This window comes from Pseudoxanthomonas sp. LH2527 (assembly GCF_022539275.1).
Lineage (GTDB): Bacteria > Pseudomonadota > Gammaproteobacteria > Xanthomonadales > Xanthomonadaceae > Pseudoxanthomonas_A.
Map to the genome: position 1 here is coordinate 36,900 of NZ_JAKZBW010000023.1, position 14,324 is coordinate 51,223.

Consider the following 14,324-nt stretch of genomic DNA (forward strand, 5'->3'; position numbering starts at 1 on the left):
GTCAACGCGAAGCGCGATGCATCGAGTGCTGATGTACTGCTCGCGCAAGATGCGGTATGCCCACGATCGGATACGCCCACCGATTGGCTGACCACGACAATGTCGCATGCTGGTCCGTAGCAATCCGCGAGCCCGGGCGTCGAGGCCGAACGCCGACCACCCTCAGAACGGAGTGAATCGAGGCCCTTCGCGTCGGGCGACCGAGGCAGGGTGCCGCGAATCCAGATAGGTGGCGACAAGCCGCTGCAGCGGATCGGCGATGTCCGCATGCGCGTGCAGCGACGCGATCACTTCGTCCCAGATGCCGTCCTGCGCCCATCGCGTGAAGCGGACATAGACGCTGTGCCACGGGCCCCACATGCGCGGCAGGCGCCCCCAGGGTTGCCGGGTGACGGCCACCCACAGCACCGCTTCGAGAAAGGCCCTTGTCCGCTCACCGTTGACGGCGCGCGCGCGCACGAGCGGCGGCAGCGTCGCGACGATCGCGTCCCAGCGCGCCTGGTCCAGCTGCACGGCCGCGAACGCATCGACCATCTCCGCTTCTGCGGCACCGACCCCCTGCTCCCAGCTCCGTTCTTCCATCATCGCGTATCTCCTGACGCCCGGAAAAAACCTGCGCGTATCCACGCGCTGCGAAATCCATCCGCTTTCTTGCTTGCATCGCTGCGCGGCGGAGAAAGCGGACATCCGTCGTGCATCGACCATGTCCGCGATCACGCCTGTGCCAGAAGTTCCCATCACGCCCGGCCAATTTATGTACTGGTCAGTTTGGTATTCAGGAGTTGTTGTGAGCTGAGGCGGATACTTCGCCCACCGCCGCTTCCCCCGAGGCTGCGGACACACAACAACAAGAGAGAAAGACGTCCCATGAAGAAGTCCTTGCTTGCCCTGACCCTGCTGGCTGCCGCCCCGTTCGCTGCTTCGGCCGCCGAGGGCGTTTCCTACAACTACGTGGAAGGCGGTTACACCGCGACGAACATCGAAGGTCCCGACGCCGATGGCTGGGCGCTGAAGGGCTCGGTGGCCGTGCACCCGAACTTCCACGTCTTCGCCGACTACAGCTCGCAGGAAGTCGACGACGTCAACGTCGATTTCGACCAGTGGCGCGTCGGCCTTGGCTACAACCACGAGCTCTCGCAGCGCGTCGACCTGCTGACCCGCGTGGCCTACGAGAAGGCCAGGACCGACAGCTTCAGCACGCCGTCCGGTGTGCGCGTGCCCAGCTTCAGCGCGGATGGCTACAGCGTGGAAGTCGGCGTGAACAGCGCGCTGACCAGCCGCCTCAACGGTTATGCCCTGGCCGGCTATGAAGATGGCGATGACTACGACGGCGAGTTCTATGGCCGTCTCGGCGCGCAGGTGAAGTTCACCCCGAACTGGAGCGCCTCGGCCGACGTCAAGCTGGTGGACGGCGACACCCAGTGGTTCGTGGGTCCGCGTTTCAGCTGGTAATCCGCAACAGCGTTCCCCGCGACGCGTCCCCTCTCTCTCCCCGCGTCGCACCCCAAAGCCCGGCCCCAAGGCCGGGCTTTTCTTTGTCCGCTGCAAGGGCGCCGCAAAGAAAAAGCCCGGCGCAAGGCCGGGCTTTGTCGTGACGCCAAGCGGATCGTCCTACTTGAACAGCGTTTCCGGATACTCCGGCTTCTGTTCGCGCGACAGCAGATGCTGCAGGCCATCGCGCGGGGTCAGGTCGCCGTGCAGGACCGCACGCACCGCGCTGGAGATCGGCAGGTCGATGCCATGGCGCTCGGCCTGGCGCATGACCTCGTCGGCCGTCTGCACCGATTCGACCACCTGGCCGATTTCGCGCACCGCGTCCTGCAGCGACTGCCCGCGGCCGAGCGCCAGGCCCAGGCGGCGGTTGCGCGACAGGTCGCCGGTGCAGGTCAGCACCAGGTCGCCCAGGCCGGCCAGGCCCATCAGGGTTTCCGGCTTGGCGCCGATGGCGGCGGACAGGCGCAGCATCTCGTTGAGTCCGCGCGTGATCAGGCCGGCGCGGGCGTTGAGGCCCAGCTGCATGCCGTCGGATACGCCGGTGGCCACGGCGAGCACGTTCTTCATCGCGCCACCGAGCTCGGCACCGACCATGTCGTCGCCGGTGTAGGCGCGGAAGGCCGGGCCATGCATCACGTCGGCCACCGCCTGCGCGAACACCGGATCGGCGCCGTGCACGGTGACGGCGGTGGGCAGGCCCAGCGCGACTTCCTTGGCGAACGACGGCCCGGTGACGACCGCGACCGGCACGTCGGGACCGAGGACTTCTTCGGCGACCTCGTGCAGGAAACGACCCGAGCCGGTTTCGAAGCCCTTGGTCGCCCAGGCCACGCCCGCGTTGGCCGGGCGCAGCGGCGCCAGCGTGCGGAGGGTTTCGGTGAAGGCGTGCGACGGCACGACCACCAGCACCTGGTCGGCATCGGCAAGCGCCGCCGCCAGGTCGGTGGTGGCGCGCAGCGTGTCCGGCAAGGCGATGCCGGGCAGGTAGCGGGTGTTCTCGTGCTGGCCGTCGATGGCGGCCGCGACCACCGGATCGCGACCCCACAACGTCACCTGGTGCCCGTGCCGCGCCATCAGCGCGGCCAGGGCGGTACCCCAGGATCCGGCGCCCAGCACCGCGATCTTCAGCACGTCGGCGGATTTCAGGTCTTCAGACATCCGTCACCCCTGTGTGCGGCAGCGCCGCCCTGACGGGACCGTGCACCGGCGATCAGGCGTTGCCGACCGGTTCCGAGTTGGCGAGGGCGGCGTCGCCACCCTGCGCGGCGCGCTGGCGCAGCGATTCGGCGTACAGCGCCTCGAAGTTGATCGGCTGCAGGAAGAACGGCGGGAAGCCGCCGGCCTGCACCAGGTCGCTGACCAGCTGGCGCACGTACGGGAACAGGATGTTCGGGCACTGCGTGCCGAGCAGCACGTCCACGGCCTGCGCTTCCAGCCCGATCAGGCCGAAGATGCCGGCCTGCTGCACTTCCGCCACGTAGGCGGTCTTGTCGCCGGCCTTGCAGGTCAGGGTCACGCCCAGCACCACTTCGAAGGCGTTCTCGCCCAGGCGCTGCACGCGCTGGTTGAGGTTGAGCTGCAGTTCCGGCTGCACGTTCTCGGCGAACACGGCCGGCGCGCCCGGGGCTTCGAAGGAAACGTCCTTGACGTAGATCTTCTCGACAGTGAAAGCGGGGCCAGCGGCTTCGGCGGCAGGCGCAACCGCGCCGTTGGTGGTCTCGTCGGACATTTCTTTGACTCCGGAATCTGGATTGCGGCGGTGAATGGAAAGTATGTCATGGCGACACGCGGGGCCCGGTTCAAGGGCGGGGCCGCGGCCACCCGGGGGCTCAGCGGCCCTTGATCAGCGGCAGGTCGGCCTGCTGCCAGGCGGGGATGCCGCCCTCCAGCGCATAGACCTTCTCGAAGCCGGCCTTCTTCAGCCGCTTGGCGGCGGCGCCGGACGCCTGGCCGTTGCGGCAGACCAGCACCACCGGCTGGGACTTGGCCCCGGCCAGCAGCTTGCTGTCAGGGTCGAAGCTGCTGGGCAGCACGTTGCGGCTGCCGGCGATGTGGCCCTTCTCGAAATCGTTGCTCGCCGACAGGTCGATGACCAGGGCGTTTTCGCTGTTGACCAGATGGGTCAGCTCGGCCGGGCGCAGCACCTTGTAACCGCGGAACAGGCGCGCGACTTCGGTGTAGACGATGCCGACCGTCAGGGCCACCAGGCCGAGCGACAGGATCTGGTTGTAGGGAGAACGGGTGGCGAAGGCCAGGACTTCTTCGAAATTCACAGGGTGGGCGATCTTCGAGCGGGCCGCGATTGTCGCACAGGACGCCGCCGGGGCGCCGGACGGCTACTCGCCGTTCCACAGGTCCGGCAGGCCCACGACCAGCCACCAGCGCTTGGCTTCCGGGTCCCAGCGCCAGCGCTCGCGGTAGCGCATCGTGCGCTCGGCCATGGTGTGCTTGTTGATGACACGCAGCTCGACGGCACGCTCGACCGTGCCGTCCGGGCCACCACTGGTCGTGAGGTCGCGGTAGCCGGAAATCTGCACCTGCTGGTAGCGCTCGAACTCCAGCTCGGTCATCGGATGCTTGGCCTGGTAGGCGGGATCGACCAGCTGCCAGGCGGTCTCGAAATCGCCCCAGCGGATCGCTGCCGCGTACGCGTCCTGCATCGGCTGCAGCTTGGTGCGCTGCAGCCGGCTCTGCGCAGCCGCCGGTACCAGCACCGACAACAGACCCATCGCCAGCAGCCACTTCCCGATCCGATGCATGCCCGTCCCCTTCGTCATGGCCACATGCTACCGCTTCGCGATGGCGACGAAGCGCCCGCTCAGCGTGGTCGCCACGCCGCCTTCAGGCAGCCGGACGCAGGCCTCCACCTGGATGCGCGCGCGGCCTCGCTGCACCAGCGTGTCGACGAAGGTCTCCGGCGACTGGCCATCGGCGAAGGACGCATCGGCCACCAGGTCGCCATAAAGCGGGGCGAGATAGCGGATCTGGCTGTCGGCCACATACACCTCCGCCTTCAGCCCGGCGAGCCGCAGCTTCAGCGTCACCAGGCCCCAGCCGGCCACGGTCATCAGCGAGGTCAGGCTGCCGCCGAACGCGTTGCCCTTGTCGTTGACGTTGGCCGACAGCGGCGCGGTCAGCCGCAGGGCCTCGTCGTGGAAGCCATCGACCTCCACGCCCATCGCCGCCACGGGCGGCATGCCGCGACAGTACTCACGCAGTTCCTGCAGGGCTTCTTCGGGACGCATCACTCATAATCCGCGCATGGGACATCCAACGCCGCCGGCATGGTACGTCATCTCGCTGCGGCCCCAGGGCGGCCACGATGCGTTGAGGCGTGCCGCGCGGCGACACGGTGCGGGCCTGCTGGCGCTCTCGCCATGGCGCATCCGCCACTGCGACGACGATGCCACGCGCGCCGCCCTGCGTGCCGCACTGGACTGCGCCATCGTCGTCATCACCAGTCCGGCCGCGGTCGCCGCGGCGCGGGCGCTGCAGCCGCTGGCGGCGCGCGCGGGACAGCGCTGGCTGGCGGTCGGCAGCGGCACGGCGGCGGCGTTGCGGCGTGCCGGCGTGGACCGGGTCGAGTTCCCCGCCCGCATGGACAGCGAGGGGCTGCTGGCCCTGCCGGGCCTGGCCGACCTGCGCGGCAGGCGACTCGGCTTCATCACCGCACCGGACGGACGCAATCTGCTGGTACCCACGCTGGAAGCCCGCGGCGCGACCGTGCACCGCGCCGAGGTGTACCGGCGCCAATCCCTTCCCTTGCCCGCGCGCGCCCTCGAGGCATTGGCCTCGCTGCAGGCACCAGCCTGCCTGCTGCTCAGCAGTGGCGGCGCCTTGCAGGAGGTACTGGCGCAGCTGCCGTCGTCGCTGGCCGGACGATTCAGGACGATGCCTGTGGTGGCCGCCAGCGAACGCCTGGCGCGGACGGCGGAAGAGGCCGGCTTTGCGCGTGTCGTCCTCGCCGACGGCCCGCGCCCCGCGCAACTGATGAAGGCGGCGTGCACGATCGGACCCGCTGGCATCCGGTAGCATCTGCGGCGCCCATCACGTTTTGCCTGCAGCCAAGGAAGCCTGTGAACGACCAGCCCTCTGCTTCGCCCCGCCCCGGCCATCGAGCACGACTCGCGGTCGTCGCGCTGGCGGTGATCGTCGTCGGCATCGGCGCCTGGCGTGGCTGGGCGTGGTGGCAGGCACGCAGCGCGCACGCGCAGACGGAGCAGTCGGCGACCGAGCTGCGCCTGGAAGCGCTGGAGTCCCGCACCGACGGCTTGCGCCGAGACCAGCGCGCGCAGGCGCAACGGCTGCTCGATGCCGCCGCCACCAACCGCGTGCTGCGCGACGAAGTGCTCGGCCTCGGCCAGCGCGGCGCCCTGCTGGAAGAGAGCGTCGCCAAGCTCACCGACCCCACCCGGCATGGCGCGCAGGCGCTGCGTCTGGACGAAGTGGAACTGCTGCTCTCGCAGGCCGCGCAGCGGCTGGACATCGCCCACGACCTCGCCGGCGCGCGCCGCGCGTACGCCTTGGCGGCCGGCGCGCTCGACGGCATCGACGACCATCGCCTGCTCAACCTGAAACAGGCGCTGGCGCAGGAACGCACCGCGCTGGATGCCCTCGGTGCCGGTCCGCAGGCCGAGGCATCGAAGCGCCTGGAGGCCATCGTCGCCGCACTGCCTGGCCTGCCGCGCGACCCGGGCGAGCCTGCCGGTGCGTCGCCACGCCCGACCTGGCAACGCTGGCTGGCGCCGCTGGTCGATGTCCGCCCCACGCGCGACACCACCCTGGTGGCGCCGGACGAACGCACCACGGCCGACGCGGCGCTGCAGATCGAGATCAGCCTGGCGCGCGCCGCGCTGGAGCGCCGCGACGAGGCGGCCTGGCGCGCCGCGCTGGCGCGCATCGACGGCTGGTTGCCGCGGTTGTGGCCGGATTCACCCGAACGACGGCAGGTTCACGCGCAGGTGCGCACATTGCAGACGATGTCGGCACCGGCGCGTCCCACGGAACTGGGCAGCACGCTGCAACAGCTGCGCATGCTGCGCAGCGCAGGCCTGCGACTGCAGGCGCCGACGCCATCCTCGGAGACGCCGGAGGTCGCGCCATGAAGCCATTCCGTACTGTCGTGGTGCTGTTGTTGCTGTTGCTCGCCGGTGTGCTGGCATCGCAGTGGATGGCCACCACCCCGCGCGATCTGGGCGAAGTGTTCATCCGGTTCGCCGGTTACGACCTGCACACCAACGTGCCGCGCGCCCTGCTCTCGCTGTTGCTGGTCGTGGCGGTGCTCTGGGTCGCCTGGCGCCTGCTCAGCCTGCCGTTCCGCGCATGGAGTCGCCATCGCCAGAAGCAGGCGCGGGCGAGGCTCATCGACGGTCTGGATGCGCTGCACGCCGGGCACTGGCAGAAGGCCGAGAAACTGCTGGAGCGCGCCTCGGAAGACACCGAAGTCGGCACCATCGCGCGGGTCGCCGCCGTACGCGCCGCGCAGGCGCGCGACGACGACGCGGCGGTGCAGCGCCATCTGCTCTCCCTGCGCGAGCGCTCCGCCCAGGCGCATGCGATCACCGCGGCGCAGATCGCACTCGACGCCGGCCACCCGCAGGAGGCGCTGGCCGTGCTGGATGCGGCCGAGGTGCAGCCGCTGCCGCCGCGCGGCCTGGCGCTGCGCGCCGACGCCCTCGCCGGCAGCGCACGCGCAGGCGAGGCCTACGGCCTGCTGGGTGCGCTGAAGCAGCAGCAGGCCCTGGCGCCCGCCGCGTTCGAGGCGCTGGAGATCCGGCTGGCAACGCAGTCGTTGCGCGAGGCCACCGATCCCAACGTGCTGGCCGAACGCTGGGAAGTCCTGACCAAACCGCTGCGCCTGCAGCCATCGGTGGTGGCGGCCTATGCCGAACGCGCCGCCGCGCTGCGCTGGGAAGACGCGGCGACGCGCAGCATCGAGCAGGCGCTGGAATCGCGCTGGGACGAGAGCCTGGTGGCGCTGTACGGGCGGCTGCCGGTGGGCAAGCTGGATTCGCGCCGCGCCAGCGCCCAGCACTGGCTGCACGCCCATCCGGCCAGCCCGGCCTTGCTGGCGACGCTGGGACGCCTCGCGCGCCAGCAGGGCCAGTGGACGGCGGCGCAGGAGTTCCTGCATCGCGCCATCGCCCAGGGCGCGGGTACGGAGGCGTGGGAGGAACTGGCGACCGGCTTCAACGAAGCCGGCGACACCGCTTCGGCGCAGCAATGCCACGCCAACGCAGTGAAGGCCGCGCGCGGCGAAACGCCGGTGAAATTGCCGGCGCGCGACATGCGGCAGGAAATCCATGACGCCGCCGTCGTCGAGGAGCGCGACGCGCACGGATTGCCGCGCCTGCGGGACTGAGCTCAGCCCGCGGCCGGCTTCCTGCGCCAGCGCCGCCAGCCGATCACCATCGCCAGCACGACCAGCCACAGCGGCCACAGCGCGGCGAGCGCCACCACCGCCTGCTGGCCACCGCGCCAGCCGACCGCCAGCGCATCGCCCAACTGGCGGAAGAAGCCCGGCCCGTTGTCGCGGAACACCGCGTCCACATCGACGCGCTCGCTGCGGCGCACCTGCACGTCCTGGCTCAGCGACAGCGTGATGGTGCTGTACGCCACGCGGTCCTCGAATTCCTTCTGCGCGATCACGGCTTCGTCGCGGCTCGTCCGCGCCTCACCGCGCGCGTGGATGGCATCGGCCTTGTCGCCCAGCTTGCCGCCGCCCTGCACGGCATCACCGAGCTCCTGCTGTTCGTCCTGCGCGCGCTGCCGCGCAAGCTGCTGGCGCAGCAGGTCGAACTGCGCGTCGCGCGCGGTGAAGTGGCGACGATCCAGGAACTCCATCTGCGACGCGATCGCCCGCAGGAACACCTGCGTGCGCTCGCTCGGCACGCGCACGGTCAGTGCGCCCTGCAGACGGTATTCGGCCAACTCCAGCCGCTTGCCGTTACCGAGCGGCCGGCTCTGCACGCGCTGCACCTGCGACTGGATGTCGTTGTCGACGACGAAGCCGCCCTGCTTCGCGACCTCGTCCTCGATCGCCAGCGCCGTGCGGTACACGTCCTTGACCTGGAAGTCCGCCTGCGCGGTGCGGATGAAGCGGCGCTGCGGGTCGGTCTGCACCACCACGTCGGATGCCAGCTGCGCGGCGGTGACGCCGGGGGCCTGCAGCGCAGAGGCCTCCTGACGCTCCGCGGGTGCGGCTGCCGCCGCCGCATCGGCGGCTTCACCCATCGCGGGCGCAGCCGCGGCGGCGACCTCCGCCTCGTGCGAGGACATCTCCCGCTTGCTGCAGGACGCGATCAGGAACAGCAGGGCCAACGATGAAGCGACGCGATACGTCCTGTTGATGCGCATGGAAACTCCGGGCGGGATGATGACGGCCGGGCGGCCGGTCCGACATCCAACGCGCGGCACCGTCCTCCGGGGTTGGCCGGCATCATTCCATGACCGGGGACCGTCCGACAGACCGTCATCGGCTGCCCGCACACGTGTGACAATCCGCAGGACTGCCACGCGGTGACCCCGAATGAACCGGATCCTTCGCGTTTCGCTGCTGGTCTTCCTCCTGCTCGCGCCGATCGCGCAGGCGAAGACGCCGGTCGCCCGGGGCACTGGAGGCGCCGCCGCGACGATCAGCGAACAGGCCACGCAGTCGGCGATCGCGATCCTGGACCAGGGCGGCAATGCCGTTGATGCCGCCGTTGCGGCGGCCGCCACGCTCGGCGTCACCGACCCTTTCAGCTGCGGCATCGGCGGCGGCGGCTTCATGGTGGTGTACCTGGCGAAGGACAAACGCGTCATCACCCTCGATCACCGCGAGACCGCGCCGGCTGCCACGCCGCCGACGTTGTTCGTCGAGGACGGCAAGGCGATGGATTTCGACACCGCCGTCGCCAGTGGACTATCTGTCGGCGTGCCCGGCACCGTGCGCGGCTGGCATGAAGCGCTGCAGCGCTACGGCACGATGTCGTTCGAGCAGGTGCTGGCACCTGCCATTGCGGTGGCCGAAGAGGGCTTCGTTGTGGACGCCAACTTCTCGCAGCTGGTCGCGCGCAACGAACGCAAGTTCAACCGCTTCCCCGCCACCGGCGCGCTATACCTGCGCAACGGCAAGGCGATTCCAACCGGCACCACGCTGCGCAACCCCGACCTGGCCCGCAGTTATCGCGCGCTGGCCGATGGCGGCGTGGATGCGTTCTATGCCGGACCGATGGCGCGCGCGATTGTCGATACGGTCAACCGGCCGCCGACCGCCCCCGGCGTGTCGGTGCGCGGCAGCCGCATGACACTGGCCGACCTGGCAAATTACGAAGCGCGTATGCGCCTGCCGGTGCATTCGACCTATCGCGGTTACGACCTGTACGGCATGCCGTTGCCGAGCAGCGGCGGCGTGACCGTGTTCGAGGCACTGAACATGCTGGAGGGCTACGACCTCGCCTCGATGTCCCGCGCGGAGGTCGAGCACCTGTACCTGGAAGCCAGCCGCCTCGCCTTCGCCGACCGCGATGCCTACCTGGCCGATCCCGAATATGTCGACGCGCCCGTCGCCGGCCTGCTCAGCAAGGACTACGCGGCACGGCGCCGTGGATTGATCGATCCGCAGCGCGCCGCGCCGGGCGCTGTCGCGGCCGGCGATCCCTACCCGTTCCAGCGCGACCCCAGCCCTCCACTGCGTCCGGCACCGCGCACGCTGCAGCCGGAAAGCGCGCACACCACGCACCTCACCGTCGCGGACAAGGACGGCACCGTCGTCGCCTACACCTTCACCATCGAGGACTGGGGCGGCAGCGGCATGGTGGTGCCGGGCTACGGGTTCCTGCTGAACAACGAACTGACCGACTTCGATTTCATCCCGCCTCACCCGAACATCCCCGAAGCCGGCAAGCGCCCGCGCAGCAGCATGACGCCAACCATCGCACTGAAGGACGGCAGGCCGGCGTTCTCGATCGGCAGTCCCGGCGGATCGACCATCATCACCACGGTGCTGCAGACCATCGTCAACTACGTGGACCTCGGCATGCCGATGGACCAGGCCATCGACGCCCCGCGCCTGTCGCAGCGCAACGGCGCCACGACGGACATCGAGCCAGGCTATGCGGACAGCGGGCAGGCGAAGGCGTTGATGGAGCGCGGGCAGCGCTGGTCAGCGCTGGCAGAGGAAATCGGCGCGGCGAACGCGCTGGTGTTCAATGCGGACGGCACGGTGACGGCGGTGAGCGAAGGCCACCGGCATGGGGTGGGGAGTGCGCAGGTGCAGAAGCCTCTGAAGAACCACACTCGCTGAGCCGACACTCTATGCACAGATAGGTCGCTGTGGGCACCGACGCAGCTTACGCCACGAATCAATCCGACACGCGAGTCGCGTTCGGCTTGAATCCATCGTCAGACAACACGATCTGTGACTTCGATGATCTGGATTGCTGGCTCCCTGAAAAGTATTTCCCTGAGGTCGCCATCTAGCTTTTCCAACGCAGAGGTCGGATCCAATCGCTTTACGTATCGCTGCCACAAAGTAAGTTCGGCTTGCGCGAAGCAATGCCAGACGATGCTTTCTTTAGGCGGCGGTGGGTCGCCCTCTTTCGCGGTGTCGTAGTCCACCGAACTACCGCAGCCGACCCATAAGGAAAATGGCTCGGGCCCGTCCACCATGAGACAACGACCCCAGTCCTCGGCGACGACACAATCTATTGGCTGACCGCGCTGATCCAGCTGGACTTTGAGCCAAGCGGCAAGCTGCCGACCGTACATACGAGGATTGACCTCCTCGTCTTCACCGGGCTCTGCATCAAACAAGCTTGACGTGAACCGATACGTGGGCACGCTGGTTACCGCTCGATAATCGCCACCACGCCCATGCCGCCGGCGGTGCAGATGGACACCAGCGCGCGGCCGCCGCCGCGCTGCTGCAGTTCCTTGGCCACGGTGGCGACGATGCGCGCGCCGGTGGCGGCGAAGGGATGGCCGGTCGCCAGCGAGGAGCCGTTGGGGTTCATCTTGGCGGGATCGATCCTGCCGAGCGGCGCGTCCAGGCCCAGGCGATTACGGCAGTAGTCCTCGCTCTCCCACGCGCGCAGCGTGCAGAGCACCTGTGCGGCGAAGGCTTCGTGGATTTCGTAGATGTCGAAATCCTGCAGCGTCAGTCCGTGGCGCTTGAGCATTTCGGGCACGGCGACGGTCGGCGCCATCAGCAGGCCTTCGCCATGGACGAAATCGACGGCGGACACCTGCGCATCCTTCAGGTACGCCAACGGCTCATGGCCGTGCGCCTTCGCCCACTCGTCGCTGGCCAGCAGCACGGCAGCCGCGCCATCGGTCAGCGGCGTGGAGTTGGCGGCGGTCAGCGTGCCGCGGCCCGAGGTCTTGTCGAAAGCCGGCTTCAGCGTGGCCAGCTTTTCCAGCGAGGTGTCCGGGCGCAGGATGTTGTCGCGCTCCAGCCCGCGGAACGGGGCGATCAGGTCGTCGAAGAAGCCACGCTCGTACGCTGCGGCCAGCTTCTTGTGCGAGGCGACGGCAAGCTCGTCCTGCGAGTCGCGCGAGATGCTCCACTCCTTCGCCATGTCCTCGCAGTGCTCGCCCATGCTCTTGCCGGTGCGCGGCTCGGCGACGCCGGGGAACTCGGGCTTGAGCTCGCCGAGCTTGAAGCCGCTGACCAGCGCCTTGATCTTGTCCTGCGTAGTCTTGGCGCGGTTGGCGGCCAGCAGGCGTGCGCGCAGCTTCTTGCCGTAGACGATCGGCACTTCGGAGGTGGTGTCGGAACCGCCGCCGATACCGGACTCGATCTGGCCCAGCGCGATCTTGTTGCCGATGTGGATGATGGTGTCGAGGCTGGTGCCGCAGGCGCGCTGCAGGGTGATGCCCGGCGTGAGCGGCGACAGGCCGGACGACAATGCGGCTTCGCGGCCCAGGTTCCAGTCCGACGAATGCTTGATCACCGCGCCCATCGCCACTTCGCCCAGCTGCTGGCCGTGCAGGCCGAAGCGCTCGACCAGCGCACCCAGCGTGCGCACCGACATGCCCAGGTTCCCCACATCCGCGTAGGCCGTGTTCTGGCGACAGAACGGAATGCGGACGCCGCCGAGGATGGCGACGGGACGGGGAGCGGGCATGGGGACCTCGGTGCGGATGGCGATGATGGGTGGGTGAAGATGCGCCTGCGTACGGCAGGCATAATGGGGGAGTGTAATGCGCCCCTCCACCGCCTCCAACCGCTGACATGACTCGATCCCCAACCGGCCCCGTCGTCATGGGCGTGATCGCCCTGGAGCTCGCCGCCGGCCATCCGCCGCGGCGCGCGGCGCTGGCGGCCGCCGAGGCCAGTGAACTGGCGGAGAAGCTGGGTCGCGACCTCGCCGCGCACGCCCCGCAGGTCCGTGACCTGGATCTCGTCCTGGCGGCGGCGCACTTCGACCCGGCCGAGGCGCTGCGACCCGGCTGGTCGCTGCACCAGCGCCTGCGCGAACTGCACCAGCGCGCACCGGGCCGCGGCGAGGGCGCACGCCTGATCGCCTTCGGGGCCGATGAAACCGGTGACATCCCGATGCCGCTGCAGGCCGACGACGGCCTGCGCGGCGGCCTGCTGCGCGTGGTGCCCTTCCTGCTAAGCGGCGATGACCCTACGGTCGATGCCGTGGGCGAACGGCTGGAAAGCGTGCTGCTGGAAACCGGCATGGCCCAGGCCGACACCGCGCTGCTCGCGCAGACCGCCTTCGGTGCGCAGATCGAGCACGCGCGCTACATGACCCTGCACGATCTGGCGGCGATGACCGCCATGCAGTACGAGCACGGCGGCCTGGGCGCACTGTGGCCGGTGATCGAAGCCGCCTTGATGGCGCCGACCGAAGAGCAGTGGCTGGACGCGCCGCCGGAGCCCTTGCTGCGCTATGCAAACGGCGAAGTGCACATCGCGCTGTTCGAGCCGCTGGCATGGCGCGCGCGCTATGCGCCGCATGAAGCCACCGACGAACGCCTGGAACGCGCCTACCAGCACTTCCAGGCCCGCCAGCAGCAGATCGCGGCCGTGCTGGAAGCGCACGGCATCCCGGTGACCTTCGCGCATTGCCCCGGCAAGACCGACGCACGGGAAACCCTGCAGTCGTAGCGTGCGCCATGCGCACGACCACGAGGAACCAGGCATCGTGCAGTCGTGCGCGCGGCGCACGCTACGCGCTGGGGGTTACTGGGTGACCTTGATGATCCCGCAGGCCACGCGGGCGCCGGCGTTGCCGGCCGGCTGGCTGGCGTAGTCGTCCGGGGCGGCGTGCACGATCAGGGCGCGGCCGGCGACATCGTTGACCGCGGCGCCGCCCAGGGTGACCCCTTCGATATGCGCATCGACCTTGGCCACGCCGTCGGCGTTGGCGGTGAGGTTGTTCATGTCGCCGGCATGGTGCGCGCCGCTGCCGGCCTTGCCATGGGCGGCATTGAACGGGTTGAAGTGCGGCCCGGCGCTGCTGGCGTCGGCGGCGCTGCAGTCGCCCTTTTCGTGAATGTGGAAGGCGTGCGTGCCGTTGGCGGGCAGGCCACCGACTTCACCGGTCAGGTGCAGCCCCTTGCCCATCGGCGTGAGGGTGACGCTGCCGCTGACCAGACTGCCCGAGGCCGACGCCAGCACGGCGACCGCCTGCTTGGCGGTGCTGGTGGTCGGCACGACCGGCGTGGCGGACGTCGGCGACGAGGAGGGCGAGGACGTGGTGCCGCAGGCAGTGAGGGCCAGGGTGGTGACGGTCGCGGCGGCCAGCAGGGCAATGCGCATGGGAAGCTCCGGGTGCAGGTCGTGGCCCGATACCGTAACCAGCGCTACCTTCATGTTCAATGAAAGTCGCGGCGCC

At 69.3% G+C, this 14,324-nt stretch carries 16 protein-coding genes; 6 read left to right on the plus strand and 10 right to left on the minus strand.

All coding sequences use genetic code 11. From position 1 onward, the window contains the following. Positions 1-162: 162 nt before the first annotated feature. A complete protein-coding gene (locus MMG85_RS13055) occupies positions 163-585 on the minus strand; it encodes a transposase (protein WP_241046439.1) in 423 nt (140 codons plus the stop codon). A 282-nt stretch (positions 586-867) separates the two neighbouring features. Between MMG85_RS13055 and MMG85_RS13060 the strand changes: the two genes are divergently transcribed. Continuing rightward, positions 868-1,452, plus strand: coding sequence for a diffusible signal factor-reguated Ax21 faimly protein (locus tag MMG85_RS13060; protein WP_241046440.1), 585 nt, complete (start codon positions 868-870; stop codon positions 1,450-1,452). A 159-nt stretch (positions 1,453-1,611) separates the two neighbouring features. Here the strand turns inward: MMG85_RS13060 and MMG85_RS13065 are convergent, their stop codons facing one another. The 5 genes from MMG85_RS13065 to MMG85_RS13085 all read right to left on the minus strand — a co-directional run bounded on the left by MMG85_RS13065 (position 1,612) and on the right by MMG85_RS13085 (position 4,739). Further along, positions 1,612-2,652 (minus strand): NAD(P)H-dependent glycerol-3-phosphate dehydrogenase, encoded by a 1,041-nt coding sequence (locus tag MMG85_RS13065; protein WP_241046441.1) that lies wholly within the window; start codon positions 2,650-2,652, stop codon positions 1,612-1,614. Between the two features lie 52 nt (positions 2,653-2,704). Then, complete coding sequence (secB, locus tag MMG85_RS13070; RefSeq protein WP_055938270.1) at positions 2,705-3,223, minus strand: protein-export chaperone SecB; 519 nt, start codon at positions 3,221-3,223, stop codon at positions 2,705-2,707. A 100-nt stretch (positions 3,224-3,323) separates the two neighbouring features. Further along, on the minus strand, positions 3,324-3,767 hold the full coding sequence (locus tag MMG85_RS13075; protein ID WP_241046442.1) for a rhodanese-like domain-containing protein: 444 nt from the start codon (positions 3,765-3,767) through the stop codon (positions 3,324-3,326). Positions 3,768-3,830: 63 nt separating this feature from the next. Further along, complete coding sequence (locus tag MMG85_RS13080) at positions 3,831-4,253, minus strand: hypothetical protein (protein WP_241046468.1); 423 nt, start codon at positions 4,251-4,253, stop codon at positions 3,831-3,833. 27 nt (positions 4,254-4,280) lie between these two features. Next, complete coding sequence (locus tag MMG85_RS13085; RefSeq protein ID WP_241046443.1) at positions 4,281-4,739, minus strand: YiiD C-terminal domain-containing protein; 459 nt, start codon at positions 4,737-4,739, stop codon at positions 4,281-4,283. Positions 4,740-4,755: 16 nt separating this feature from the next. Between MMG85_RS13085 and MMG85_RS13090 the strand changes: the two genes are divergently transcribed. The 3 genes from MMG85_RS13090 to MMG85_RS13100 are packed head-to-tail and all read left to right on the plus strand — an operon-like array spanning position 4,756 to position 7,855. Continuing rightward, positions 4,756-5,526, plus strand: a complete 771-nt coding sequence (locus tag MMG85_RS13090; RefSeq protein ID WP_241046444.1) for a uroporphyrinogen-III synthase — start codon at positions 4,756-4,758, stop codon at positions 5,524-5,526. Positions 5,527-5,570: 44 nt separating this feature from the next. After that, a complete protein-coding gene (locus MMG85_RS13095) occupies positions 5,571-6,599 on the plus strand; it encodes a hypothetical protein (RefSeq protein WP_241046445.1) in 1,029 nt (342 codons plus the stop codon). Then, positions 6,596-7,855, plus strand: a complete 1,260-nt coding sequence (locus MMG85_RS13100) for a heme biosynthesis HemY N-terminal domain-containing protein (protein ID WP_241046446.1) — start codon at positions 6,596-6,598, stop codon at positions 7,853-7,855. The genes MMG85_RS13095 and MMG85_RS13100 overlap by 4 nt, the downstream gene beginning before the upstream one ends. 2 nt (positions 7,856-7,857) lie before the next feature. Here MMG85_RS13100 and MMG85_RS13105 read toward each other — a convergent pair whose 3' ends face one another. Then, entirely contained in the window at positions 7,858-8,850 is a 993-nt protein-coding gene (locus MMG85_RS13105) for a DUF4349 domain-containing protein (RefSeq protein ID WP_241046447.1), read from the minus strand. A 172-nt stretch (positions 8,851-9,022) separates the two neighbouring features. On the opposite strand from MMG85_RS13105, the gene ggt reads away from it, so the two are divergent. Beyond that, positions 9,023-10,780 carry a gamma-glutamyltransferase gene (gene ggt / locus MMG85_RS13110; protein ID WP_241046448.1) on the plus strand — a complete coding sequence of 586 codons (1,758 nt, stop codon included), beginning with the start codon at positions 9,023-9,025 and terminating at the stop codon, positions 10,778-10,780. A gap of 98 nt (positions 10,781-10,878) precedes the next feature. On the opposite strand, the gene MMG85_RS13115 is transcribed toward ggt, so the two are convergent. Then, on the minus strand, positions 10,879-11,289 hold the full coding sequence (locus tag MMG85_RS13115; RefSeq protein WP_241046449.1) for a hypothetical protein: 411 nt from the start codon (positions 11,287-11,289) through the stop codon (positions 10,879-10,881). Positions 11,290-11,321: 32 nt separating this feature from the next. Further along, positions 11,322-12,602: an acetyl-CoA C-acetyltransferase gene (locus MMG85_RS13120; RefSeq protein WP_055938301.1), complete on the minus strand. Its 1,281-nt coding sequence runs from the start codon at positions 12,600-12,602 to the stop codon at positions 11,322-11,324. A 107-nt stretch (positions 12,603-12,709) separates the two neighbouring features. Between MMG85_RS13120 and MMG85_RS13125 the strand changes: the two genes are divergently transcribed. Beyond that, complete coding sequence (locus MMG85_RS13125) at positions 12,710-13,594, plus strand: hypothetical protein (RefSeq protein ID WP_241046450.1); 885 nt, start codon at positions 12,710-12,712, stop codon at positions 13,592-13,594. Positions 13,595-13,669: 75 nt separating this feature from the next. On the opposite strand, the gene MMG85_RS13130 is transcribed toward MMG85_RS13125, so the two are convergent. Continuing rightward, on the minus strand, positions 13,670-14,248 hold the full coding sequence (locus MMG85_RS13130; protein WP_241046451.1) for a superoxide dismutase family protein: 579 nt from the start codon (positions 14,246-14,248) through the stop codon (positions 13,670-13,672). Positions 14,249-14,324 lie beyond the last annotated feature (76 nt).

What these genes read in the sequence shown, in the direction of transcription:
- MMG85_RS13055 (WP_241046439.1), bottom strand. Translation starts at nt 585, where the DNA reads ATGATGGAAGAACGGAGCTGGGAGCAGGGGGTCGGTGCCGCAGAAGCG.
- MMG85_RS13080 (WP_241046468.1), bottom strand. Translation starts at nt 4,253, where the DNA reads ATGCATCGGATCGGGAAGTGGCTGCTGGCGATGGGTCTGTTGTCGGTG.
- MMG85_RS13100 (WP_241046446.1), top strand. Translation starts at nt 6,596, where the DNA reads ATGAAGCCATTCCGTACTGTCGTGGTGCTGTTGTTGCTGTTGCTCGCC.
- secB (WP_055938270.1), bottom strand. Translation starts at nt 3,223, where the DNA reads ATGTCCGACGAGACCACCAACGGCGCGGTTGCGCCTGCCGCCGAAGCC.
- MMG85_RS13130 (WP_241046451.1), bottom strand. Translation starts at nt 14,248, where the DNA reads ATGCGCATTGCCCTGCTGGCCGCCGCGACCGTCACCACCCTGGCCCTC.
- MMG85_RS13105 (WP_241046447.1), bottom strand. Translation starts at nt 8,850, where the DNA reads ATGCGCATCAACAGGACGTATCGCGTCGCTTCATCGTTGGCCCTGCTG.
- MMG85_RS13060 (WP_241046440.1), top strand. Translation starts at nt 868, where the DNA reads ATGAAGAAGTCCTTGCTTGCCCTGACCCTGCTGGCTGCCGCCCCGTTC.
- MMG85_RS13065 (WP_241046441.1), bottom strand. Translation starts at nt 2,652, where the DNA reads ATGTCTGAAGACCTGAAATCCGCCGACGTGCTGAAGATCGCGGTGCTG.
- MMG85_RS13125 (WP_241046450.1), top strand. Translation starts at nt 12,710, where the DNA reads ATGACTCGATCCCCAACCGGCCCCGTCGTCATGGGCGTGATCGCCCTG.
- MMG85_RS13120 (WP_055938301.1), bottom strand. Translation starts at nt 12,602, where the DNA reads ATGCCCGCTCCCCGTCCCGTCGCCATCCTCGGCGGCGTCCGCATTCCG.
- ggt (WP_241046448.1), top strand. Translation starts at nt 9,023, where the DNA reads ATGAACCGGATCCTTCGCGTTTCGCTGCTGGTCTTCCTCCTGCTCGCG.
- MMG85_RS13090 (WP_241046444.1), top strand. Translation starts at nt 4,756, where the DNA reads ATGGGACATCCAACGCCGCCGGCATGGTACGTCATCTCGCTGCGGCCC.
- MMG85_RS13085 (WP_241046443.1), bottom strand. Translation starts at nt 4,739, where the DNA reads ATGCGTCCCGAAGAAGCCCTGCAGGAACTGCGTGAGTACTGTCGCGGC.